A 23,815-nucleotide genomic window follows, 5' to 3' on the forward strand; every position below is an offset into this window, starting at 1 on the left:
AGTTCGGCCGCTTGCGGCCGCTGCTCGAGCGCAGAGTGTGACCACCCAGCGCCTCATCGCCGCGCCATACGAGCGACGCGCTCTGGCTCTGGCTTCGGCTTCGGCTTCGGTACGGCCCCGGTCATGCGTGTAGAACCAAAAAAAGGCGCCCGAGGGCGCCTTTCTTTTCAACGATACGAACCGTCGATCAGTAGCGGTAGTGATCCGGCTTGTACGGGCCTTCCACCGGCACGCCGATGTAGTCGGCCTGATCCTTGGTCAGCACGGTCAGCTTCACGCCGATCTGCGCGAGATGCAGGCGGGCCACTTCTTCGTCCAGCTTCTTCGACAGGCGGTAAACCTTCTTCTCGTAGGTGTCCTTGTTCTTCCACAGGTCGATCTGCGCCAGCGTCTGGTTGGAGAAGCTGTTCGACATGACGAAGCTCGGGTGGCCGTGGGCGCAACCGAGGTTGACCAGACGACCTTCGGCCAGCATGTAGATGCTGTTGCCCGTAGCGAAAGTGTAGCGATCCACCTGCGGCTTGATCGTCTCGCGAGTGACATCCTTCGCGCCGTTCAGGCGATCGATCTGGATCTCGTTGTCGAAGTGGCCGATGTTGCAGACCAGGGCATTGTTCTTCATCGCCGCCATGTGCTCGAGCGTGATGATGTCCTTGTTGCCCGTGGTGGTGACGTAGATGTCGCCCAGGCCAAGGGTCTCTTCGATCGTGGTGACCTGGAAACCTTCCATCGCGGCCTGCAGGGCGTTGATCGGGTCGATCTCGGTGACGATCACGCGGGCGCCGAAGCCCTTGAGCGAATGGGCGCAACCCTTGCCGACGTCGCCGTAACCGCAGACCACGGCGACCTTGCCGGCCACCATGAGATCGGTGGCGCGCTTGATGCCGTCGGCCAGCGACTCACGGCAACCGTAGAGGTTGTCGAACTTGCTCTTGGTAACCGAATCGTTGACGTTGATCGCCGGGATCAGCAGCTTGCCGGCTTCGGCCAGCTGGTAGAGGCGATGCACGCCGGTGGTGGTTTCCTCGGAGACGCCCTTCCACTCGGCGGCCACCTTCTTGAACCAGCCCGGACGCGCGGCGGCCGTCTTCTTGACCAGGTCCTTGATGACCTGCTCCTCGTGGCTGCCGCTGGGGGTGTTGACCCAGTCGCTGCCGTCTTCCAGCTCCACGCCCTTGTGGATGAACAGGGTGGCGTCGCCGCCGTCGTCCACGATCAGCTGCGGGCCCAGCTCACCCGGGTGGGTCAGCATGTCCAGCGTGCACTCCCAGTACTCCTCCAGCGACTCGCCCTTCCAGGCGAATACCGGCAGGCTGTCGGCGGCCAGTGCCGCGGCGACGTCGTCCTGGGTGGAGAAGATGTTGCAGGACGCCCAGCGCACGGAGGCGCCCAGCTCGCGCAGGGTCTCGGCGAGCACGGCCGTTTCCTTGGTCACGTGCAGCGAGCCCGACAGGCGCACGCCCTTGAGCGGCTTTTCGTTGGCGTAGCGGGCGCGGATCTGCATCAGGCCCGGCATTTCCTCTTCCGCCATGCGGATGCGGCGGCGGCCGAGGGCGGCCTGCGAGATATCGCGGACCTTGAAATCGTCGAAGGCTTGGTCTTTGGTAACGGCGTTCATCTGGCGTAGCTCCGGAAGTTCACGGGGGCGCCGTTTGGTGGGACGCCGCGTCGAGCCTGGCCAGGGGACGATGCCCATGGTCGCAGCGCCCCTCGACGGGCAAAACGGTCCGGCGATTATATCGCGGAATCCGGATGCAAGGATGAACACGTTTTTCGGTACTCTCGGGGTTTCGTCCTACGTGAGAGTCCGATGGAAGCTGCGCGCGATCCCGAATTCCTGCCCCACGACGGCCCCCTGCGCGAGGACGTGCGCCGCCTCGGTGCCCTGGTGGGCCAGATGCTGGCCGAGCAGGGCGGTCAGCCCTTCTTCGAACGGGTGGAGCATGTGCGCACCGCGGCCATCCACCGCCGACGCAGCGGGGCCGCCGTGGACGCCCTGGCCGACACCCTGACCGGACTGGAGGCCGCCGATGCGGAGTCCCTGGCCCGCGCCTTTGCCACCTACTTCCAGGCGGTGAACACCGCCGAGCGCGTGCATCGCATCCGCCGCCGCCGTGACTACCAGCGCGAGGGCGGGGCGGCCCAGCCCGAGTCGCTGGCCGCCGTATTGGCGCGGCTGAAAAAGGACGGGGTCGGTCGTGAGGAACTGGCCTCGCTGCTGGACCGGCTCGACGTGGAGCCGGTGTTCACGGCGCATCCCACCGAGGCCGTACGCCGGTCGTTGCTGGAGAAGGAACAGGAAATCGTCCGCGCGCTGGTCGACGAGTTCGATCCCACGCGTACACCTCAGGAACGCCGCGACGACGACGCGCGCATCCTCATGGCGCTGTCCTCCGGATGGCAGACTGCCGAGGCGTCGCCGGTGCGCCCCAGCGTCCAGGACGAGTTCGACCACATCAGTTTCTATATCGCCAGGCCTATCTACCGTGTGTTGCCGGCCCTTTACGAGTCGCTGCAGCAGGCGATCGACGAGACCTACGGCGAAGGCGTCACGATCCCCCGCCTGCTCCGCTTCGCCACCTGGGTGGGTGGCGACATGGACGGCAATCCCAACGTCAACGCCGATACCGTCGCTGCCACGCTGTCCGCACAGCGCGCACTGGTGCTGGAGCGTTACCTCGAAGACGTCACGGCGCTGGGCCGCCTGCTCAGCCAGACCGACGATCGCGTGACCCTGGACGATACGCTGGCGCGGCGCCTGCAGACCTACCGCGACGATCTTCCCGAGGCGGCGGCGCGCATCCGCCCCCGTCACGCCGATATGCCCTACCGCACCTTCCTGGCGTTCGTCGCGGCCCGCCTGGAGGCGACGCTGCACGAGACGGCGCAGGCCTACCCGGATGCCGATGCGTTCATCGACGACATCGCGCTGATCGAGCGAAGCCTGCTCGATCACGACGGTCGCCATGCCGGCGCCTATGCGGTCGGTCGCCTGCTATGGCGCGCACGCACGTTCGGCTTCCACCTGGCCCGCCTGGACGTGCGTCAGGACGCCCGCGTGCACGACGAGGCGCTGGGTGCGCTGCTCGACGATGCCGAGTGGGCGCAGCGCGACACGGGGGCACGGGTGGAGGCCCTGCGGCCGTATGCCTCCGGCGAGCGCGCCTTCGCGGCCGGCGACGGCCATGAGGCGGCGGAGATGCTTCGCGCCGTGTTCGCGACGCTGGCGGACGCGCGGCAGCGCTACGGCACCGAGGCCACCGGCCTCTACATCATCAGCATGGCCGAAACCGCGGCCGACGTGCTGGCCGTGCTGGCGCTGGCGCGTCGGGGCGGCCTGGTCGACGACGGTCGCGTGCCGCTCGACGTGGCCCCGCTGTTCGAGACCATCGACGACCTTGCCGGCGGCGCGGCGACCTTGCAGGCGCTGCTGGACGACCCGGTCTATCGCGAGCACCTGAAGGCTCGCGGCGATCGCCAGTGGGTGATGCTCGGCTATTCCGACAGCGGCAAGGATGGCGGCACGGTCGCTTCCAAATGGAGCCTGCAGCGCGCCCAGGCCGAATTGCTCGACGTAGCCGCGAAGGCCGGCATCCGTGTCGCCTTCTTCCACGGCCGCGGTGGCTCGGCCAGCCGAGGCGGCTCGCGGATCACCCCCGCGCTGATGGCCTCGCCGCGGGGCTCGGTCGGCGGTGTGCTGCGGGTGACCGAGCAGGGCGAGGTGATCCATCGCAAATACGGTATCCGCGCATTGGCCGTGCGCAACCTGGAGCAGACCCTGGGCGCCGTGATGCGCGCCTCGTTGCGTCCGCGCGAGACCGAGACCCGTGAGGCCGGCTGGAAGGACGTCATGGCCCGCCTGTCCGACGAAAGCCGCAAGGCCTATCGCGCCTTCGTCGATACGGAGGGTTTCGTCGACTATTTCCGCGGCGCCACGCCGATCGACGTGATCGAGCGCATGACCCTCGGCTCTCGCCCTGCGCGTCGGCGCAGCATGAAGGGCGTGGAAGATCTGCGCGCCATTCCCTGGGTGTTCTCGTGGACGCAGTGCCGTGCCGTGCTCACCGGCTGGTACGGTCTGGGCAGCGCGCTGGACGCCGTGGCGAAGGAGTGTGGCGAAGACGACCTGGTCCGCATGGCCCATGAGTGGCCGTTCTTCTCGACGATGCTCGACGATGTGGAGATGGTGCTGGCCAAGGCCGACATCGACATCGCGGAGGCGTTCTCCCGCCTGGCCGGACCGCTGCACGAGCGGTTCTTCCCGATGATCCGCGCCGAATTCGAGCGCACGGTGGCCTGGGTGCTGAAGCTGAAGGGCGCCAGCGAACTGCTGGCCGGTGACCCGCGGCTGGCTACGTCCATCCGCCTGCGCAACCCGTACGTGGACCCGATGAGCCTGCTCCAGGTCGACCTGCTGCGTCGCTGGCGCGCGACGGAGGGTAAGGACGAGGCGCTGCTCAATGCCCTGGTGGCTTGCGTCAATGGCGTGTCGCAGGGGTTGCAGAATACGGGGTGAGGGTGGGGTGGGACGCGGCAACGGAGGGGGGTGCCGCGTTGCCGCCTTGTTGGCTTTTCGCGCACATCGTGCGCTCCTACCGGTGGCGACGGTGGGGCTTGCCGCGTCGTCGCTTTGTTGGCTTTTCGCGCACATCGTGCGCTCCTACCGGGGCGAGGCCGGGTAGGAGCCCACGATGTGGGCGATGCTTTTAACGCCGCTTAACCCGATCCCCTCAACCCTCGAGCTCTTCCCACCGCGCGAACGCCACATCCAATTCGGCCTGCAGCTTCGCCAGCTCCTCGTTGGCGCGGGTGATGGCGGCGGCATCCTGCTGGTAATACTTCGGGTCGTTCATCGCCTCGGTGCGCTTCGCGATCTCGGTCTCGAGCTGCTCGAGCTTTGCCGGCAGCAGGTCCAGTTCACGCTGCTCCTTGAACGACAGTTTCTTCTTCGGCGCGGCCGGGGGAGGCGTTGCCGCGGCGGGTGCCGGTGCGGAGGCCTTCGCGCTGGCGGCACGGGCCGCCTCGATGGCCGGCTTCTGGCGCAGCCAGTCGCTGTAGCCGCCGATGTACTCGCCGACTTCGCCGTCGCCTTCCAGCACCAGCGTGCTGGTAACCACGTTGTCGATGAAGTCGCGATCGTGCGACACCAGCAACAGCGTGCCGGTGTATTCGTTGAGCAATTCTTCCAGCAGTTCCAGCGTCTCGACGTCGAGGTCGTTGGTCGGTTCGTCCATCACCAGCAGGTTGGACGGCTGCGCGAACAGCTTGGCCAGCAGCAGGCGGTTGCGCTCGCCACCGGACAGACGGGTGATCGGCGCGCGTGCGCGCTCGGGCGAGAACAGGAAGTCCTGCAGGTAGCCGATGATGTGCTTGCGCTGCCCGTTGAGCTCGATGTATTCGCGCCCCTCGGCCACGTTGTCCAGCGCGTTCGCGGTGTCGTCCAGCGTGGAGCGGTGCTGGTCGAAATAGGCGATCTGCAGGCTGGTGCCCAGCGTGGATTCGCCGGTTTGCGGCTTCAGCTCGCCCAGCAGGATCTTCAGCAGCGTGGACTTGCCCGCACCGTTGGGTCCCATGATGCCGACGCGGTCGCCGCGCATGATGGTGGTGGACAGGTCGCGTAGCAGCGTGCGGCCGGCGTAGCCATGGGTGACGTGCTTGAGGTCGACCACCTTGCGGCCCGAAGCCTGCGCACTGCCCAGGGTGATCTTGGCCGTGCCGGTCTGCTCGCGACGCTCGGCGCGCTCGCGGCGCAGGGCCTTCAGCGCGCGGACGCGGCCTTCGTTGCGGGTGCGGCGCGCCTTGATGCCCTGGCGGATCCACACTTCTTCCTGGGCCAGCTTGCGGTCGAAATGTGCGGTGGCCTGTGCCTCGGCGTGCAGGCGTTCCTCGCGGCGGCGCAGGTAGTTGTCGTAGTCGCCCGGCCAGCTGGTGACGTTGCCGCGGTCGATCTCGACGATGCGGGTGGCCAGTGCGCGCAGGAAGCTGCGGTCATGGGTGATGAAGACGATGCTGCCGGCGAAGCCCTTGAGGAACGTTTCCAGCCAGGCGATCGCCTCGATGTCCAGGTGGTTGGTCGGCTCGTCCAGCAACAGCAGGTTCGGGTCGCGGACCAGCGCCTGGCCAAGCAGCACGCGGCGCTTCATGCCGCCGGAGAGGTCGGCGAAGTCGGTCTCGGCCGGCAGTTCCAGCCGCTCGATGACCTGCTGCACGCGGGAGTCCAGGTCCCACGCGTTGTGGGCCTCGATCTGCGCCTGGACGTCGCCCAGGGCATCCATGTCGCCTTCTTCCAGCAGGTGGTGGTACCGCGCAAGCAGGTGGCCCAGTTCGCCCAGGCCCTCGGCCACCACGTCGAAGACACTGCCGGTGGTGTCTTGCGGCACTTCCTGCGTCAGCCGCGCGATGCGCGTACCGCCCTGCAGGCGGATCTCGCCGTCCTCGGCATGGATCTCGCCGGCGATGAGCTTCATCAGCGTGGACTTGCCCGCGCCGTTGCGCCCGACCACGCAGACGCGCTCGCCCGCGTCGAGGGAGAGGTTCACCTGTTCGAGCAGGAGCGGACCGCCGACGCTGTAGTCGACATTGAGCAATTGGATAAGAGACATACCCGCGATTGTAACCGGGTCGCGGGGCACGGGGTGGACGGCGGTGGTGTACGAGAACGCGGCATGAGGGAGGCGTAGGAGCGCACGATGTGCGCGAAAAGCCCACAAGGCGGGCGGCGACGCGGCGGCGTGGCGACGAGGCGACCCGGCGACGAGGCCTCGCGGCCACGAGGCCACGCGGCACCCCCATCGCGCACATCGTGCGCTCCTACGGGGAGCCGTCGCCGGCCGTCGGGCTCACCCCAGATCGAGGGTATAGCGGGTGTGCTGGCGCCAGGGGGTGCCGGGGCGCAGCACGACCGCCTCGGCCTCGGGGCTGTTGATCTGGTCGGGAAAGGCCTGGGTTTCCAGGGCGAAGCCGGCGAACGGCCCGTAGGCCTCGCCGTGGCGACCGGGTTGGCCGGTAAGCTTCTGCCCGCTGTAGAACTGCAGCCCGGGGCGATCGGTCGCCACGGTCAGTCGGCGGCCGCTGGAGGGTTCGCTGACCACGGCCACCGTGCGCGGAGTCGCGCCGGCCGGGCCCTGCGGCACGTAGCAATGGTCGAACCCGCCGACCAGGCGCAGCTGGGGATCGGGCCAGTGCAGGCGTGAGCCGATCGGGGCGGCCTCGCGGAAATCGAAGGCCGTGCCGGCAACATGCTGGCGTCCCACGGGGATGGCGCCGGCATCGATCGCCAGGAACTCGTCGGCGTCGATCCGCAGCATATGGTCGCGGATATCCGGCCGGCGGTCGTTGAGATTGAAATAAGGATGCGCGGTGAGGCTGAGCGGCGTGGGTGCGTCGCTGGTGGCCAGATAGGCCAGGTCCAGCGTGCCCTCATCGTCCAGGTGTACCTGCAGTTCCACGCGCACCTCGCCGGGGAAGCCGCCGTCGCCTTCGGGGGAGACCAGTCGCAACACCAGCGAATCGCCGTCCGGTTCGACATCCCAGCGCTGCACGTGGAAGCCCTCTTGGCCGCCGTGCAGGTGGTTGCCGCCATCGTTGCGGTCCACGCGGTAGTCGATGCCGTCCAGCCGGAACCGGCCGCCACGGATGCGGTTGGCCCATCGGCCCACGATGGCGCCCATGTAGGCGTCGGAGGCGAGGTATTGGGCCGCGTCGGCGTGGCCGAGCAGCACCTCGCCCATCCGGCCCTGGCGATCCGGCGACTGCCAGGAGAGCAGGGTGCCGCCCAGGTCGGCGATGTCGACCTGGGCGCCGCGGGCGTTGCGCAGGGTCCAGCGATGGAGCGGGCGGCCGTCGGGGAGGTGGCCCCAGGCGGTGGCGTTGGATACGGGCATGGATGAAGCGTTCCCTGCGGAAGGCGGTCAGGTGGCCGCCGTCTTGCGATGGAGGTCGAGGTATTGGCGTGGCGTGCAGTCGTACTCGCGACGGAATACCGCATACATGTATTGCAGCGACGTGAAACCGCAGCGCAGCGCGATGTCGCCCAGCGGTACCTCGGAGTGCGCGATCAGGTCGCAGGCGGTGTCCAGCTTGTGCTTGAGGATCACCTGGTGGACGGTCTGCTTCAGCTCGCGCTTGAAGTGTTCCTCGAGCACGGTGCGGGACACGCCCACGTAGTCGGCCACCTGTTCGGTCTTGATGCCCAGGCAACCGTACTGGCGGATGTAGTGGCTGGCGCGCATGACGTGCGGGCTGCGCATCGGCTGGAACCGGCTGGACACCTGCACGTTGATGCCCACCGGGGGCACCAGCACGCGCGAGGCCGAGCAGTCCACGCCGCGCAGCATCTGGTGCAGCAGGTGGGCGGCGGTGCGACCCATTTCCTCCGCGCCCTGGATCACCGAGGTCAGCGGAATGCGCGTGAGCAGCTGCGCCATGGGGTCGTTGTCGATGCCGACGATGGCGATCTGTTCGGGCACGGCGAAACCGCCCATCACGCAGGCCTGCAACAGCTGGCGCGCGCGCGCGTCGGTGACCGCGATGATGCCGATCGGCTTGGGCAGCTCCGCCAGCCAGGTGACCAGTTCCTCGACCGCATGGCCCCAGCCGCCCGCGCTGGTGGGTGAGCCCTCGTACACCACGCCCTCCACCGATTCCTCGTCGACCATGGCCTGGAAGGCGTGCTCGCGCTCCTGCGCCCAGCGGCTGCCGGGGCTGCGGGGAATGCCATAGAAGGCGAATCGCGTCAGCCCCTGCTCGATCAGGTGATCGTAGGCCAGGCGCACGAGGCGGACGTTGTCGGTGGCGATGTAAGGCACGCCGACCGGGTAATCGGCGGCATCGCGGTACGAGCCGCCCACTGCCACCACGGGGATGTGCAGGTCGCGCAGGGCATCCGGGGCTTCGGGGTCGTCGAAGTCGGCGATGACGCCGTCGCCGCGGAACAGGTGGATGTCGCGCATGCGGCTGCGGAAGTCTTCTTCCATGAAGAGGTCCCATTCCACCCGCGTGCTGTTGAGGTAATGCCCGATGCCGGCGATGACCTGGCGGTCGTACACCTTGTTGGCATTGAAGAGCAGGGCGATGCGGTGCGGTGCCATGGCCGCGAAAACTAGCAGGAATCGCCGTTTCCGGCCATGACGCAGCGCGGCAAAGAAAAGTACCGGGGTGGCGAGGGAAATCGCAATTGCGCCGGATGCCCCGGGCTAGTCAGCATCGACACGATTCGTCCCCACGTTTGTCAAGGATTCGTTATGTCGTACTTTTCCCATATTCCCAACATCGCCTTCGAGGGCCCCGGCTCGGACAACCCGCTGGCGTTCCATCACTACGATGCGAAGAAGCAGATCCTGGGCAAGAGCATGGCCGAGCACCTGCGCCTGGCCGTCTGCTACTGGCACACGTTCGTATGGCCGGGCTCCGACGTATTCGGCGCGGGCACGTTCGAGCGTCCCTGGCAGGCCGCCGGCGATCCGATGAGCAAGGCCCGCGAGAAAGCCGACGCCGCCTTCGATTTCTTCTCGCGCCTGGGCACGCCGTTCTACACCTTCCACGACACCGACGTGGCACCGGAAGGCGCCAACCTGGCCGAGTACCGCAACAACTTCGCCGCCATGGTCGATGTGCTGGAAAAGAAGCAGGCCGAGACCGGCGTCAAGCTGCTCTGGGGCACCGCCAACGTGTTCAGCAACCCGCGTTATGCCGCCGGCGCCGCGACCAACCCGCAGCCGGAAGTGTTCGCCTATGCGGCTACCCAGGTGCGCCACGCGATGGAAGCCACGCACCGCCTTAAGGGTGAGAACTACGTGCTGTGGGGCGGCCGCGAGGGCTACGAGACCCTGCTCAACACCGATCTGAAACGCGAGCGCGCACAGCTGGGCCGTTTTCTCCAGATGGTGGTGGAACACAAGCACAAGCTGGGCTTCAAGGGCACGATCCTGATCGAGCCCAAGCCGCAGGAGCCGACCAAGCACCAGTACGATTACGACAGCGCCACGGTCTACGGCTTCCTCAAGGATTTCGGGCTGGAAAACGAGATCAAGACCAACCTCGAAGCCAACCACGCCACGCTGGCGGGGCATTCGTTCCAGCACGAGGTGGCCACCTCCATCGCGCTGGGCCTGTTCGGCTCCATCGACGCCAACCGTGGCGATCCGCAGAACGGCTGGGATACCGACCAGTTCCCCAACAGCGTCGAGGAACTCACGCTGGTGACCTACGAGATCCTCAAGGCCGGCGGCTTCACCACGGGCGGCTACAACTTCGACACCAAGGTGCGTCGCCAGAGCAGCGCGGCGGAAGACCTCTTCCACGGCCACATCGGCGGCATCGATGCGCTGGCGCTCAGCCTCGAGCGTGCGACGAAGATGATCGAGCGCGATGCCATCGCCGATTTCAAGGCGAAGCGCTACGCGGGCTGGGATGCCGAGCTGGGTGCGAAGATCCTCAACGGCGGGTTTACCCTCGCATCGCTGTCGGATGAAGCCATGACGCGGGACATCCAGCCGAAGCATGTCTCCGGCGGCCAGGAGTTGCTCGAGAACATCGTCAACCGCTATATCTACGGCTGACAGGGAACCCGTGATGGACGCACAGGAACGCATGTACCTAGGCATCGACCTCGGCACCTCATCGGTCAAGGCGGTGCTCATCGACGATACCGGGGCGGTGCGGGCCAGTGCCTCCAGCCCGCTGGAGGTATCCCATCCCAAACCGCGCTGGTCCGAGCAGGACCCGGCCACCTGGTGGAGCGCGACCGAAGCGGCCGTGGCCGAGGTGCTCGAGGGCACCGATGCCCGCCGCGTGGCCGCCATTGGCCTGTCCGGGCAGATGCACGGGGCCACGCTGCTGGATGCGGACGATGCCGTCCTGCGTCCGGCGATCCTCTGGAACGACACCCGCGCCGATCGCGAATGCCTCGAGCTGGAGAACGTGCCCGGGTTCCGCGAGATCACCGGCAACGTGGCGTTCCCCGGGTTCACCGCGCCCAAGCTGGCCTGGGTGCGCAAGCACGAGCCGGATGTCTTCGCCCGGGTGGCGAAGGTGCTGCTGCCGAAGGATTACCTGCGGCTCCGGTTGACCGGTCAGTACATGACCGATGCATCGGATGCCGCCGGTACCCTCTGGCTGGACGTGCGCAAGCGCCAGTGGAGCGACGCGATGCTGGCCGCCACCGGCCTGGATCGCTCGCACATGCCGGCGGTGTTCGAAGGCAGCCAGCCGGCCGGCCGGCTGAGCCAGGCCCTGGCCGACCGCTGGGGCATGGATACGGTGCCAGTGGCCGCAGGCGGCGGTGACAACGCCGCCGGCGCCGTGGGCGTCGGCATCGTGCGCAGCGGGCAGGCGATGCTATCGCTGGGTACGTCGGGTGTGTACTTCGCTGTTTCCGACGGTTTCCGGGCCAGTCCCGAACAGGCGGTGCACAGCTTCTGCCACGCCCTGCCCGATACCTGGCACCTGATGTCGGTGATGCTCAACGCGGCCAGCTGCCTGGACTTCACCGCGCGGCTCACCGGCTTCACCGACGTGCCGGCCCTGCTCGCCGAGGCGGAGGCTTCCGGTCTCAAGCCGGACGGCCCGATGTTCCTGCCTTACCTCACCGGCGAACGCACGCCGCACAACGACGCCCACGCCCGCGGTTCGTTTACGCACCTGGTGCCTGGCACGTCGCGCGCCGACCTGGCTAACGCCACCCTGGAGGGCGTTGGCCTGGGCCTGCTCGACGGCCTGCTCGCCGTGGAGTCCACCGGCCTGGTGGCCGACGAGGTCACGGTGATCGGTGGCGGTTCGCGCAGCGCCTACTGGACCCAGATGCTGGCCGACATACTCGGCAAGAAGCTGGTGCTTCGCAGCGGTGGCGAGGTGGGTCCGGCCCTGGGCGCGGCGCGCCTGGCCCGGCTGGCCGTCGATACCGACGCCACGCTGGACGAGGTCTGCCCGATGCCCGAGGTGACCGCCGTGCGGGAGCCCGATGCAGCGCGTCATGCATATTTCCTGCAAACGCGTCACCCTCTGTTCCGCCGCTCGTACGAGCGTTTGAAGCCGCTGTATTCCGACGCCCCCTGAGGCGCGTTTTTTCCACCCCGAACGGGGGTGTACCCAAGCATGGAGATGAGCATGAAGCAGAAGGCCCTATACACCCTACTCGCCGTTTCAATGGTCGGCGCCGGCATCTTCGGCGCGCCGCAGGCGCACGCCAGCAAGGAGAAGCCGGTGATCGGCTTCTCCATCGACGACCTGCGCGTGGAGCGCTGGACCAAGGATCGCGACTACTTCAAGGCCGCGGCCGAAGCCAAGGGCGCCACCGTGTCCGTGCAGTCCGCCGATGCCAACGAGCAGAAGCAGATCCAGCAGATCGAGGGCCTGATCGCACGCAAGGTCGACGTCATCGTCATCGTGCCGTTCAACGCCAAGACGCTGACCAACGTGGTCAAGTCGGCCAAGGCGGCCGGCATCAAGGTCATCTCGTACGACCGCCTGATCCTGGGTGCGCCCGTGGACGCCTATATCTCGTTCGACAACGACAAGGTCGGCCAGATGCAGGCACAGGGCGTGGTCGACGCCACCGGCGGCAAGGGCAACTACTTCCTGCTTGGCGGCGCGCCGACCGACAACAATGCCAAGATCCTCCGCGAGGGCCAGATGAAGGTCATCGACCCGCTGGTCAAGAGCGGCGCGGTGAAGATCGTCGGTTCGCAGTGGACCAACGAGTGGCTGGCCGCCAATGCGCAGAAGATCATCGAGAACGCGCTCACCGCCAGCAAGAACGACATCCAGGGCATCGTCGCCTCCAACGACGGCACCGCGGGTGGTGCCATCGCCGCGCTGAACGGCCAGAAGCTGGCCGGCAAGGTGGCCGTGTCGGGCCAGGATGCCGACCTCGCCGCGATCAAGCGGATCAAGGCCGGTACGCAGACCATGACGGTGTACAAGCCGATCAAGACGATCGCCACGGACGCCGCCAACCTCGCCGTCGACCTCGCCCAGGGCAAGACGCCCAACTTCACTTCGAAGATGAACAACGGCACCGGCGACATCAACACCATCCTGCTGTCGCCGACGGCGCTGACCAAGGCCAATGTCGACCTGGTGGTCAAGGACGGCTTCTACACCCAGGCGCAGGTCGGCCAGTAAGGCGTCAGGCGCAGGGCGTTAAAGCGTAAGATCGGGACGCCCCGCCCCGCCTTGGTGCGGGGCGTCGCCATGAGAGAGGAACACCGTGAGCGAATACCTGTTCGAGATGCGCCAGATCGTCAAGGAGTTTTCCGGCGTGCGCGCGCTCAATGGCATCGACCTGGCCGTGCGGCCCGGCGAGTGCGTCGGCCTGTGCGGCGAGAACGGCGCCGGTAAGTCCACCTTGATGAAAGTGCTTTCCGGCGTGTATCCCTACGGCACCTGGGAAGGCGAGATCCTGTTCGACGGCAAGCCGCTGCAGGCGCAGTCCGTGCGCGACAGCGAACACGCCGGCATCGTCATCATCCACCAGGAGCTGATGCTGGTACCGCAGCTCTCCGTCGCCGAGAACATCTTCCTTGGCAACGAGATCCGCAAGTTCGGCGGCGTGATGGACTATGACGCCATGTACGCCAAGGCCGAAGCCCTGCTGGCCCGGCTGAAGCTGAAGGATGTCAACGTGGCGGCCCCGGTCATGAACTACGGTGGCGGCTACCAGCAATTGTTCGAGATCGCCAAGGCGCTGGCCAAGAATGCGCGCCTGCTGATTCTCGACGAACCTTCCTCGTCGCTCACCTCGTCCGAGACCGACACGTTGCTGTCGATCATCGAGGACCTGAAGCGCGACGGCGTGGCCTGCGTCTACATCTCCCACAAGCTGGATGAAGTGGCGCGGGTCTGCGATACGGTCACGGTCATCCGCGACGGCAAGCACATCGTCACGAAGCCCATGAGCGAGATGACCACGCACTCCATCATCACCGCGATGGTGGGGCGCGAGATCGAGAACCTGTTCCCGAAGATGGACCACGACATCGGCGAGGTGATCTTCGAGGCGAAGCACGTCACCTGCTGGGACGTGGCCAACCCGAACCGAAAGCGGGTCGACGACATCTCCTTCGCCGTGCGTCGCGGCGAGATCCTCGGCATCGCGGGGCTGGTGGGTGCAGGCCGCACGGAGCTGGTCTCGGCCATCTTCGGTGCCTACCCGGGCCGCTACGAAGCGGAACTGGTGCTGGAAGGCAAGCCGGTGAAGATCCGCTCGCCCGAGCAGGCGATCAAGGCCGGCCTGTCGCTGGTGCCGGAAGATCGCAAGCGCCAGGGCATCGTGCCGCTGCTGGGCGTCGGCGACAACATCACCCTGGCCACGCTGGCGCATTACGCGCACGCCGGCCAGATCGACCGCCAGGCCGAGCTGCAGGTGGTCGACGCCGAGATCAAGCGGCTGCGGGTGAAGACCGCCAGCCCCGAACTGGCCATCGTCGGCCTGTCCGGCGGCAACCAGCAGAAGGCGGTGCTGACCAAGATGCTGCTGCCCGGGCCGAAGGTGCTGATCCTCGACGAGCCCACGCGCGGCGTGGACGTCGGCTCCAAGTACGACATCTACAAGCTGATGTTCGAGCTGGCCGCGAAAGGCGTCGCCATCATCATGGTGTCCTCGGAAATGCCCGAGGTGCTCGGTGTGAGCGATCGCGTGCTCGTCGTCGGCGAGGGCAAGCTTCGCGGCGATTTCAAGAACGTCGGCCTCACCCAGGAACAGGTCCTCGAGGCTGCGATTTCCCATGCCGCCGAAGGCCCCGCTCACGCGGCCTGATCCTTCGAACCCTTTCACGCGCCACCACGGAAGCTCCTCCATGCAGGCCCAGCAAATCCAGCAACTGTTCGTCCGCTACAAGATCCTCGCGCTGCTCATCGCCGTCGCGCTCATCTGGGTGTTCTTCCACGTCAAGACCGACGCGGCGTTCATCACGCCCGGCAACCTGTCCAACCTGTTCCGGCAAATGGCCATCACCGGCATGCTTGCCTGCGGCATGGTATTCGTCATCATCGCGGGCGAGATCGACCTCTCGATCGGCTCGCAGCTCGGCCTGCTGGGAGGCGTCGTCGCCATCCTCACGGTCAACCAGGGCTGGGGCACATGGCCGTCCATCGGCGTGGTCATGCTGCTGGGCCTGGCCATCGGCGCGTTCAACGGCTTCGTGGTCACGAAGATGCGCGTGCCGTCGTTCATCGTCGGCCTGGGCGGCATGCTGGCGTTCCGCGGCATCGTGCTCTACATCACCGGCAGCTCCACCATCGCGCCGGCACCGGACGACCTGATCCAGCTGGGCCAGGGCTTCGTGCCCGTGGAGATGTCGCGCTGGATCGGCGGCGTCATCTTCCTCGCCATGGTCGCGTTGACCGTCCGCCGTCGGCTGCGCCGGTCGAAGCTGGGCCTCCAGCAGGCCGCGACGTGGATCGACGTGGTCAAGCTGGTCGCGATCGGTGCGGTCATCTTCGCCTTCGTGCGCACACTCAACGACGCCAACGGCATCCCCATTCCGGTGATGATCCTGCTCGGGCTGCTGGCGGTGTTCACCTACGTGTCGACGCAGACCGTGTTCGGCCGCCACATCTACGCCGTGGGCGGCAACATGGAAGCCACGCGCCTGTCCGGCGTCAACGTGGCCCGGGTCAAGCTGGTGGTGTTCGCGCTGATGGGCCTGATGTGCGCCTTCGCCGGCATCATCACGGTGGCGCGCACGGGCTCCGGCTCACCTTCCGCCGGTACCGGTGGCGAACTGGACGCCATCTCGGCCTGTTTCATCGGCGGCACGTCCATGCGCGGCGGTTCCGGCACGGTCTACGGCGCGCTGATCGGCGCCCTGGTCATGGCCAGTCTGGACAGCGGCATGCAGCTGATGGACGTGGACAATTCCTGGCAGATGATCATCAAGGGCGCCATCCTGGTCCTCGCCGTGTGGGTCGACGTCCTGTCCGGCTCCAACCGCAACGGCTGATCACCAAAAACGACCCTGTAGGAGCGCACGATGTGCGCGATGGGGGGTGTCGGAATATATAAACCTTCCGCATTACCCGCTCGCGCACATCGTGCGCTCCTACGTGGGTTGGCTGTGGCTTGTTATTTGTCGAGGTTGCGGGCCATCTTCAGGTGCTGCTTCAGCGTCGGCAGGGTCTTCTTCGCGAACGCCTGCAAGTCCTTGTTGGACCCCTTCTCGGCTTCCACCTCGAAGATCGCCACGGCCTTTTCGTGTTCGGCCACCATCACCTTGGCGAACTCCTTGTCGAAGGCCGCACCATTCATGCGCTTCAGCGCATCGATGTCCTTCTGGTTGGCCGGCGGCGGTGCTTCCGCGGTGGCATAACCGCGATCGCCCGCGGCGAGGCTTTTCAGTTCCTCGCCCGCCTTGGTGTGGTCGTCGATCATCTTCTGGCCGAACGCCTTGACCTTCGCCGAGCCGGCGTTGGTCTGGGCCAGCTTGCCCAGTTCGACCTCGGTCAGGCCCGCGCCGCTGGCGTTGGTGACGAAGCCGGCGTCGGTGGCGCTGCCACCCTTGGAATCCTTGACCTGGGCATGGGCGGCGAAGGGCAGGGCGGCTACGAGCAGCGTGGCGGCGAGGAAGCGGGGCAGGGTACGGGACATGGTGGATCCTCCGATAACAGGTCCCAGATGTCGCATTCCGGCCATGAAAGGCTCGTGACCTTGTCGCCCCGCACGGGTGCCCCGGACTACCGCGCACCGCCCACGCCGCCCACGCCGCCAAAGAAAACGGGCGCCCGAAGGCGCCCGTTCCGTATCGCGTGTCGCCTCGAAATTACTTGACGCGGGCCACCTTGGCGCCGAGGCCGGCGGCCTCGCGCAGGATCTCGGCCTTGTCGGTCTTCTCCCACGAGAACGCCGTGAACGTGTTGCCGTTCTTGTCGGTGATCTCGTAGGGCTTGCGGCCGAAGTGGCCGTTGGAAGCCGTCGGCTGGTACATCGGGTGCACCAGGTCGAGCATCTGGATGATGCCGTACGGGCGCAGGTCGAAGTGCTTGCGGATCAGCTTCTCGATCTTGTCGTCGGCGATCTTGCCCGTGCCGAAGGTGGTGACCGAGATGGAGGTGGGCTCGGCCACGCCGATGGCGTAGCTGACCTGGATTTCGCAACGGTCGGCCAGGCCGGCGGCCACGATGTTCTTGGCGACGTAACGCGCGGCGTAGGCGGCCGAACGGTCGACCTTGGACGGATCCTTGCCCGAGAACGCACCGCCACCGTGACGGGCCCAGCCGCCGTAGGTGTCGACGATGATCTTGCGACCGGTGAGGCCGCAGTCGCCCACGGGGCCGCCGATCACGAACTTGCCGGTCGGGTTGATGTGGAACTTGGTGCCTTTGTGCAGCAGCTTGGCCGGCAGCACCGGCTTGAGGATCAGCTCGCGCACGCCTTCGATCAGGTCCTTCTGCTTCACGTCCGGATCGTGCTGGGTGGAAAGCACGACGGCGTCGATGGCGACCGCTTCGCCGTTCTCGTAACGCAGGGTGACCTGGCTCTTGGCATCCGGGCGCAGCCATGGCAGCGGCGAGTTCTTCTTCTTGCGGACCTTGGTCTGCTGCTCGACGAGGCGATGGGCGTAATGGATGGCCGCCGGCATGTATTCGGCGGTCTCGTTGGTGGCGTAGCCGAACATCAGGCCCTGGTCGCCAGCGCCCTGTTCTTCCGGCTTCTTGCGGTCCACGCCCTGGTTGATGTCCGGCGACTGCTTGCCGATCAGGTTGAGCACGCCGCAGGTCTCGCCGTCGAAGCCGACGTCCGAGGAGTCGTAGCCGATGTCGAGGATGACCTTGCGGGTCAGCGCTTCCAGGTCGATCCAGGCGCTGGTGGTGATTTCGCCCGCGACGATGGCGACACCGGTCTTCACCAGCGTCTCGCAGGCCACGCGTGCACGCGGGTCCTGAGCCAGGATGGCGTCCAGGACGGCGTCGGAGATCTGGTCGGCGATCTTGTCCGGGTGGCCTTCGGAGACCGACTCGGAGGTGAAGAGGTAATTGCTCATCGAGGGTATATATCCTTCTTTACGGATAAAGAGATAAATGGGGCGCGCCATGATACACCCCCCATCACCGGTTTGCAGCGGGGGAGGGTACGCCTCGATGGTGACGATTGCATGGATGTTCAGGGGCGGGACCCGGTCTACGGACCCGCACGCTTTTTTGGGGGGGTAGGAGCCCACGATGTGGGCGAACCCTCAGGTCACGCTCGGCGAATGAAGCCACACATCGCATCCACGCGAGCGTTGCCGTGAGTCGAACGAAGCGGCTTTTGAAGCGTTTTAAAGCCGCACCAGGCGAGTCTAAAAACGCTCGCCTGGGCACGAGGTCGGCTTTTTTCGCCCCTAGCTACGTGGACGGTTCGCCCACATCGTGGGCTCCTACCGGTCCCTTTTATGCCGCCGTCGTCAGCCTCTCCCGGGCCGTCCGGGTTACCGAGACCATGCCTTTCAGGGCTTCGGCCACCTCTGGCCAGTCACGGGTCTTCAGTCCGCAATCCGGATTGACCCACAGCTGGTCCGGTCGCAGCACCCTAAGTGCCCGGTCCAGCAGGTCGGCCATCTCGGCCTCGGCCGGCACGCGGGGCGAGTGGATGTCATAGACCCCGGGACCGATGCCGTTCGGATAGCGGAAGCGGGTGAAGGCGTCCAGCAGTTCCATGCGCGAGCGGCTGGTCTCGATGGAGATGACATCCGCATCCATGGCCGCGACGGCCTCGATGATGTCGTTGAACTCCGAATAGCACATGTGGGTGTGGATCTGGGTGGCGTCGCTGACGCCGCCGGCCGTGATGCGGAACGCGTCCACCGCCCAGGCGAGGTAATCGGCCCAGTCGGCGCGATGCAGCGGCAGGCCCTCGCGCAGCGCGGGCTCGTCGATCTGCACGATGCCGATGCCTGCTTTTTCCAGGTCGTGCACCTCGTCGCGCAGGGCCAGCGCGATCTGCCGGCAGACCTCGGCGCGGGGCAGGTCGTCGCGCACGAACGACCACTGCAGCATGGTCACCGGGCCCGTCAGCATGCCCTTCATGGGCTTGTTGGTCAGCGATTGCGCGTAGCTGGACCAGGCGACCGTCATCGCCGCCGGCCGGGCCACGTCGCCGTAGATGATCGGCGGCTTGACGCAGCGCGAGCCGTAGCTCTGCACCCAGCCCAGCGAGGTGAACGCATAGCCCTGCAGCTGCTCGCCGAAATACTCCACCATGTCGTTGCGCTCGGGCTCGCCGTGCACGAGGACATCCAGCCCTATCTCGTCCTGGAAGGCCACCGCGCGGCGTACTTCGTCACGCAGCACGGCCTGGTAGGCCTCGTCGTCCAGCTTGCCGGACCGGTGCGCGGCACGCGCGAGCCGCAGGTCGGCGGTCTGCGGGAACGAGCCGATGGTGGTGGTGGGCAGGTCGGGCAGCCCGAAGCGCTCACGCTGCACGTTGGCCCGGAACGCATAGGCCGAACGGCGCTGGCCGAACTGCGGTGTCAGCCCGCGCACGCGCGTACGCACCTCGGCGCGCACCACGTCGGGCGAGCGGCGACGCGCCTCCACCGTATCGTGCTGGCGGGCGAGCACGCGTTGCGCGGCCTCGTCGCCGGTCGCGGCATCGGCGTAGCGGCGCAGTTCGACGATCTTCTGCCGGGCGAACGACAGCCACTCGCCGATCGCGCCGGGCAGGCGCTTTTCCTCGGCGGCGTCGATGGGCACGTGCAGCAGCGAGCACGAGGTGGACAGCCAGAGTCGATCGTCACCCAGGCGCTTGCGTGCATGGGCGATGCGCGGGCCGATGATGGCCGGGTCGCTCAGCCAGATGTTGCGGCCGTCCAGTACGCCGGCGGACAACACGCGCCCGGCGGGCAGCGCGTCGATCACCGCGTCCAGTTGCCCCGGAGCACGGGCCAGGTCCACGTGCAGGCCGGCCACCGGCAACGACGTGGCCAGGGCCAGATTGGCCCCCAGGTCACCGAAATAGGTGGCCAGGAGGATGCGTCCGCGCGTGCGCTCGCCGATGGCGGCGTACGCCGACCGGTACGCCGCCTGCCAGGCCGGGTCGAGGTCCAGCACGAGGGCCGGTTCGTCGACCTGCACCCAGTCGGCGCCGGCTTCCGTCAGCGCGTCGAGCAAGCCGCTCCAGGCCGGCAACAGGGCATCCAGCAGGGCCAGGGGGGCGCTGCCGTCCACGGTCTTGGCCAGGCGAAGGAAGCTCAGCGGGCCCAGCAGCACCGGGCGCGCCGTATGGCCCGCGGCCACGGCCTCGCGGTATTCCGCCACCGCCTTGTCGGCCCGGGTAGCGAAGACCTGGCCCGCATGCAGTTCCGGAACGATGTAGTGGTAGTTGGTATCGAACCACTTGGTCATCTCCAGTGCGTGCAGGTCAACCGTGCCGTCCTGGCGACCGCGTGCCATGGCGAAGTAGCCCGCCAGGGCGTCCCGCGCATGCAGGTCGCGGTAGCGCTCGGGGATGGCATCCACCGCGACGGCGGCATCGAGCACATGGTCGTACAGGGAAAAGTCGTTGACCGGCACGCTGTCGGCGCCGGCCTCGCGGGCGAGTTGCCAGTGCCGCTCGCGCAGCTGGCGGGCGACGGCGAGCAGGGCCTCGCGGTCGCTATCGCCCCGCCAGTGGCTTTCGAGGGCGCGCTTGAGTTCACGGCGTCTGCCGATGCGGGGAAAACCGGGGTAGGTAACGTGTGGCATGTGGATACGTCCTCTTCGTGGCAAAGAGGAGGGAAGGGCGGCCCGCTGCCGGACACGCGCGCGCCGCCGCACGCAGGTGCGCGGCGTCGTGGGTGTCATGCGGCGTACCGTCGACCTTCGCCCCCGCGGGCGAACCGGGCCACCACGCGGGCGCGGTGGGTCCAGGTCGTGCGGAGCGCGCGTACCCATGACGGTACGCGTGCTCAGGCCGGCGGCAGGTCTTCGGGCTCGTGGATGTGGCACCGGAACAGGTGCCGCCTTGCGCGTCGCTTCCCGGATCGTTGTTCGATCCAGTGCCTGTGACGCGTTCGTCTCCACATACCGCTGCGGGGCAGCGCCGGATTCGCACCGGCTTCCCTCTTAGCTTTTATCTTTCCATTCGAATAGAGAGATAAAGACCGCTGGCGAGCGAAGACTAGCCTGCGTGGTGGGGGCAGGTCAACGCGTCGGGATGCATCGCCTCGACACGCCGGCCGCGAGGATGCGCCAGGACATCGGCGGGAGGCGGGACATGGCGGGACGACACATCGTGATGGCGACGGTCGGGTCACAGGGCGACCTGTTTCCCTTCCTGGCAGTGGGCCGGGAGTTGGCGGCGCGCGGACACCGGGTCACCGTGGCCGCGCACGCGATCCATCGCGAGGCGGTGGCGGACGCCGGTTTGCGCTTCCTCCTGGCCAGCGGCATCGCCGAGCCGGCGGACAAGGCCGCCTTCGCCGCGCGCGCGTTCCACCCGCTGCGTGGCCCCCGCTTCGTCGTCCGCGACCTGGCGGCCGCGGATGTGGCGGCAAGCTACCAGGCCCTGGCGCCCGTCTGCACGGAGGCGGATGCCATCGTCACGACCACACTGGCCTTCGCCGCGCAGATCCTCGGGGAAACCACGCATGTCGCCTGGCTGTCCGCGGTGCTGTCGCCGGCCGCGTTCCTGTCGGCGTACGATCCGCCCGCCACGGGCCTGGCCATCCTCGATCGCTTCCTGCGCATCACGCCACGACGCGGCGCCTGGCTTCGTCGTATGGCCGAGCACGTCACGGCACCGTGGACGCGCCCGGTGCGCCGATTCCGCCAATCGCTCGGCCTGGCGCCGGTCTCGGCAGGGGGTGATCCCTTCCACCGCGGGCAGCACGCGCGCGACGGCGTGCTAGCCATGTATTCGCCGTTACTCGGGCAGGCGCCGGCCGATGCGCCGGCGCATACCCTGGTGACGGGCTACTGCCGTTACTCTCCCTCCTTGGGCAGCCTGTCGCCGCCATTGACGGCGTTCCTCGACGCCGGCGAGCCACCGCTGGTGTTCACGCTGGGCTCGGCGGCGGTCCACGCGGGTGAAGGCTTCCTTCGCGAAAGCATGGGCGCCGCCGCGATGCTGGGCCGACGCGCCGTACTGCTGACGGGATCACCGGAAATGCGTTCGCGCCTGCCGACCGTGCTGCCCGATGGCGTGCTTGCCGTCGAATACGCCCCGCACGGCGCCCTGTTCGAACGTGCCGCGGCCGTCGTGCACCACGGCGGCGTAGGCACCACGCAGGAAGCCCTCCGCGCTGGCTGCCCCTCCTTGGTCGTGCCGCATGGGTTCGACCAGCCGGACAACGCGGCGCGGGTGGTTCGACTCGGCGTGGGGGCCGTGTTGCCAGCGTCGCGTTATCGCGCGGATCGCGCCGCCGCGAGGTTGCGCGTGCTGCTTGCCGATGAAGGCGTCGCCCTGCGCGCGCAACACGCGGCCACGGCCATCCGGGCGGAAACGGGTGCGTCTCGGGCCGCCGACGTTATTGAAAGGGCCATCGAAACGCGGCGGCATTCACCTGCCCCTTCGATAGCGAGTTGATCGCAACCGCCACGCGTCGGCGCGCGGCGGTTGCGCGTCATTTGGGCAAGGCAGGCTTCATTCGAAGCCCGCTATAGCCCTGGGCGTATAGCCACCCTCCAGCGTGGCGATCTCGTCGGCGGTCAGCGTAAGCTCGATCGCCGTCACGGCATCGTCCAGGTGCTGTGGCTTCGACGCGCCCACGATCGGCGCGGTGATGCCTTCGCGCTGCGCGACCCATGCCAGCGCCACCTGTGCGCGCGGTACGCCGCGCGCTTCCGCCACCTGCTTCACCGCCGCCACGATGGCACGGTCGGCGTCTTCCGTGCCGCCATAAAGCGTGCTGCCGAACACGTCGCTCTGCTGCCGGGTGCTGCCTTCGTCCCAGTCGCGCGTCAGCCGTCCGCGTGCCAGCGGGCTCCACGGCAGCAGCGCGATGCCTTCGTCGATGCAGAACGGCATCATCTCGCGCTCTTCCTCGCGCTGCAGCAGGTTGTAGTGGTCCTGCATGCTGACGAATTCGGTCCAGCCATGCAGGCGCGCGGTGTAGATCATCTGCGCGAACTGCCACGTATACATCGACGACGCGCCGAGATAACGCGCCTTGCCGGCCTTGACCACGTCGTGCAGGGCTTCGAGCGTTTCCTCGATCGGCGTATCCGGGTCGAAACGATGGATCTGCAGCAGGTCGATATAGTCGGTTCCCAGGCGGGCAAGCGAATCATCCACCGAGTGGAAGATCGCCTTGCGTGACAGGCCCCCGCCGTTCGGCCCCTTGTGCCAGCGGAAGAACGTCTTGGTGGCGATCACCACTTCGTCGCGGCGTGCGAAGTCGCGCAGCGCGCGGCCGACGATTTCCTCGGAGGTGCCGTCCGAGTAGGCATTGGCGGTATCGAACGTATTGATGCCCAGGTCCAGCGCCTTGCGCAGGAAGGGGCGGCTCTGCGCTTCATCCAGCGTCCATGTGTGGTTGCCGCGGTCGGGCACGCCGTAGGTCATGCAACCCAGGACGACGGGGGAAATCTCCAGGCCGGTACGGCCGAGTTTCACGTAACGCATGGGTAGGGCCTCCATGGAAATAAACAGCGATCTTGGCGGATTTCACGTGGACGTGGCATAGAGCTCCCGTGACATCACCGCCGCTGCTTGTGGCGTCTTCGCGACGCCGCTCGACCGAATATAGTCTTCGAAATCTTTCGATGGCGCGCTTGAAAGCGTCGTGCATGCCCCTATGTCATGCGCACGACGCTATGGTGTCATCCCTGCCAACCTTTGAAGAGCGCCACCCCATGTTCCGTTGCAAGCACGATTTGAAGCACCGCCTATCGATCGCCCCTGGGGCGCGTCGCGGGTGCG

General features: G+C 67.1%; 15 protein-coding genes and 2 riboswitches. Of the genes, 7 read left to right on the plus strand and 8 right to left on the minus strand.

All coding sequences use genetic code 11. The features are described from left to right. Window positions 1-187: 187 nt before the first annotated feature. On the minus strand, window positions 188-1,618 hold the full coding sequence (gene ahcY, locus QRN34_RS14645; RefSeq protein WP_285405511.1) for an adenosylhomocysteinase: 1,431 nt from the start codon (window positions 1,616-1,618) through the stop codon (window positions 188-190). Window positions 1,619-1,636: 18 nt separating this feature from the next. Further along, window positions 1,637-1,718, minus strand: a riboswitch (S-adenosyl-L-homocysteine riboswitch). Between the two features lie 92 nt (window positions 1,719-1,810). On the opposite strand from ahcY, the gene ppc reads away from it, so the two are divergent. Beyond that, window positions 1,811-4,516, plus strand: a complete 2,706-nt coding sequence (gene ppc / locus QRN34_RS14650) for a phosphoenolpyruvate carboxylase (protein ID WP_285405513.1) — start codon at window positions 1,811-1,813, stop codon at window positions 4,514-4,516. A gap of 214 nt (window positions 4,517-4,730) precedes the next feature. Here ppc and QRN34_RS14655 read toward each other — a convergent pair whose 3' ends face one another. From QRN34_RS14655 to QRN34_RS14665, 3 genes are all read right to left on the minus strand, one after another. Next, complete coding sequence (locus QRN34_RS14655; protein ID WP_036137740.1) at window positions 4,731-6,602, minus strand: ATP-binding cassette domain-containing protein; 1,872 nt, start codon at window positions 6,600-6,602, stop codon at window positions 4,731-4,733. Window positions 6,603-6,839: 237 nt separating this feature from the next. Then, window positions 6,840-7,883: an aldose epimerase family protein gene (locus tag QRN34_RS14660; protein WP_285405516.1), complete on the minus strand. Its 1,044-nt coding sequence runs from the start codon at window positions 7,881-7,883 to the stop codon at window positions 6,840-6,842. Window positions 7,884-7,910: 27 nt separating this feature from the next. After that, a complete protein-coding gene (locus QRN34_RS14665; protein WP_036137735.1) occupies window positions 7,911-9,089 on the minus strand; it encodes a XylR family transcriptional regulator in 1,179 nt (392 codons plus the stop codon). A gap of 153 nt (window positions 9,090-9,242) precedes the next feature. Between QRN34_RS14665 and xylA the strand changes: the two genes are divergently transcribed. The 5 genes from xylA (at window position 9,243) to QRN34_RS14690 (ending at window position 15,941) form a co-directional block, all read left to right on the plus strand. After that, a complete protein-coding gene (gene xylA / locus QRN34_RS14670; protein WP_285405519.1) occupies window positions 9,243-10,559 on the plus strand; it encodes a xylose isomerase in 1,317 nt (438 codons plus the stop codon). 13 nt (window positions 10,560-10,572) lie between these two features. Then, entirely contained in the window at window positions 10,573-12,054 is a 1,482-nt protein-coding gene (xylB, locus tag QRN34_RS14675) for a xylulokinase (protein ID WP_345782907.1), read from the plus strand. Between the two features lie 51 nt (window positions 12,055-12,105). Further along, window positions 12,106-13,122: a D-xylose ABC transporter substrate-binding protein gene (gene xylF / locus QRN34_RS14680; RefSeq protein ID WP_221174271.1), complete on the plus strand. Its 1,017-nt coding sequence runs from the start codon at window positions 12,106-12,108 to the stop codon at window positions 13,120-13,122. An 85-nt stretch (window positions 13,123-13,207) separates the two neighbouring features. After that, the gene (locus QRN34_RS14685; protein WP_285405523.1) at window positions 13,208-14,755 is read left to right on the plus strand and encodes a xylose ABC transporter ATP-binding protein; all 1,548 of its coding nucleotides are present in this window, start codon (window positions 13,208-13,210) and stop codon (window positions 14,753-14,755) included. Between the two features lie 40 nt (window positions 14,756-14,795). Beyond that, window positions 14,796-15,941, plus strand: coding sequence for a sugar ABC transporter permease (locus QRN34_RS14690; protein ID WP_051938464.1), 1,146 nt, complete (start codon window positions 14,796-14,798; stop codon window positions 15,939-15,941). 122 nt (window positions 15,942-16,063) lie between these two features. Here the strand turns inward: QRN34_RS14690 and QRN34_RS14695 are convergent, their stop codons facing one another. The 3 genes from QRN34_RS14695 to metE form a co-directional block, all read right to left on the minus strand. Continuing rightward, the gene (locus QRN34_RS14695; RefSeq protein ID WP_285405526.1) at window positions 16,064-16,585 is read right to left on the minus strand and encodes a DUF4142 domain-containing protein; all 522 of its coding nucleotides are present in this window, start codon (window positions 16,583-16,585) and stop codon (window positions 16,064-16,066) included. Between the two features lie 172 nt (window positions 16,586-16,757). Then, window positions 16,758-17,978 carry a methionine adenosyltransferase gene (gene metK / locus QRN34_RS14700; RefSeq protein ID WP_285405528.1) on the minus strand — a complete coding sequence of 407 codons (1,221 nt, stop codon included), beginning with the start codon at window positions 17,976-17,978 and terminating at the stop codon, window positions 16,758-16,760. Window positions 17,979-18,366: 388 nt separating this feature from the next. Continuing rightward, the gene (metE, locus tag QRN34_RS14705; protein WP_285405530.1) at window positions 18,367-20,658 is read right to left on the minus strand and encodes a 5-methyltetrahydropteroyltriglutamate--homocysteine S-methyltransferase; all 2,292 of its coding nucleotides are present in this window, start codon (window positions 20,656-20,658) and stop codon (window positions 18,367-18,369) included. Window positions 20,659-20,853: 195 nt separating this feature from the next. Next, a riboswitch (cobalamin riboswitch) is annotated at window positions 20,854-21,076 on the minus strand. A gap of 93 nt (window positions 21,077-21,169) precedes the next feature. Between metE and QRN34_RS14710 the strand changes: the two genes are divergently transcribed. Further along, window positions 21,170-22,480: a glycosyltransferase gene (locus tag QRN34_RS14710; RefSeq protein WP_285405532.1), complete on the plus strand. Its 1,311-nt coding sequence runs from the start codon at window positions 21,170-21,172 to the stop codon at window positions 22,478-22,480. 57 nt (window positions 22,481-22,537) lie between these two features. Here QRN34_RS14710 and QRN34_RS14715 read toward each other — a convergent pair whose 3' ends face one another. Next, entirely contained in the window at window positions 22,538-23,518 is a 981-nt protein-coding gene (locus tag QRN34_RS14715; RefSeq protein WP_285405534.1) for an aldo/keto reductase, read from the minus strand. Between the last annotated feature and the right edge of the window lie 297 nt (window positions 23,519-23,815).

Origin of the sequence: Luteibacter sp. ME-Dv--P-043b, from assembly GCF_030209605.1 — a bacterium.
In the GTDB taxonomy this organism is placed as follows: domain Bacteria; phylum Pseudomonadota; class Gammaproteobacteria; order Xanthomonadales; family Rhodanobacteraceae; genus Luteibacter.

What these genes read in the sequence shown, in the direction of transcription:
- ahcY (WP_285405511.1), bottom strand. Translation starts at nt 1,618, where the DNA reads ATGAACGCCGTTACCAAAGACCAAGCCTTCGACGATTTCAAGGTCCGC.
- ppc (WP_285405513.1), top strand. Translation starts at nt 1,811, where the DNA reads ATGGAAGCTGCGCGCGATCCCGAATTCCTGCCCCACGACGGCCCCCTG.
- QRN34_RS14655 (WP_036137740.1), bottom strand. Translation starts at nt 6,602, where the DNA reads ATGTCTCTTATCCAATTGCTCAATGTCGACTACAGCGTCGGCGGTCCG.
- QRN34_RS14660 (WP_285405516.1), bottom strand. Translation starts at nt 7,883, where the DNA reads ATGCCCGTATCCAACGCCACCGCCTGGGGCCACCTCCCCGACGGCCGC.
- QRN34_RS14665 (WP_036137735.1), bottom strand. Translation starts at nt 9,089, where the DNA reads ATGGCACCGCACCGCATCGCCCTGCTCTTCAATGCCAACAAGGTGTAC.
- xylA (WP_285405519.1), top strand. Translation starts at nt 9,243, where the DNA reads ATGTCGTACTTTTCCCATATTCCCAACATCGCCTTCGAGGGCCCCGGC.
- xylB (WP_345782907.1), top strand. Translation starts at nt 10,573, where the DNA reads ATGGACGCACAGGAACGCATGTACCTAGGCATCGACCTCGGCACCTCA.
- xylF (WP_221174271.1), top strand. Translation starts at nt 12,106, where the DNA reads ATGAAGCAGAAGGCCCTATACACCCTACTCGCCGTTTCAATGGTCGGC.
- QRN34_RS14690 (WP_051938464.1), top strand. Translation starts at nt 14,796, where the DNA reads ATGCAGGCCCAGCAAATCCAGCAACTGTTCGTCCGCTACAAGATCCTC.
- QRN34_RS14695 (WP_285405526.1), bottom strand. Translation starts at nt 16,585, where the DNA reads ATGTCCCGTACCCTGCCCCGCTTCCTCGCCGCCACGCTGCTCGTAGCC.
- metK (WP_285405528.1), bottom strand. Translation starts at nt 17,978, where the DNA reads ATGAGCAATTACCTCTTCACCTCCGAGTCGGTCTCCGAAGGCCACCCG.
- metE (WP_285405530.1), bottom strand. Translation starts at nt 20,658, where the DNA reads ATGCCACACGTTACCTACCCCGGTTTTCCCCGCATCGGCAGACGCCGT.
- QRN34_RS14710 (WP_285405532.1), top strand. Translation starts at nt 21,170, where the DNA reads ATGGCGGGACGACACATCGTGATGGCGACGGTCGGGTCACAGGGCGAC.
- QRN34_RS14715 (WP_285405534.1), bottom strand. Translation starts at nt 23,518, where the DNA reads ATGCGTTACGTGAAACTCGGCCGTACCGGCCTGGAGATTTCCCCCGTC.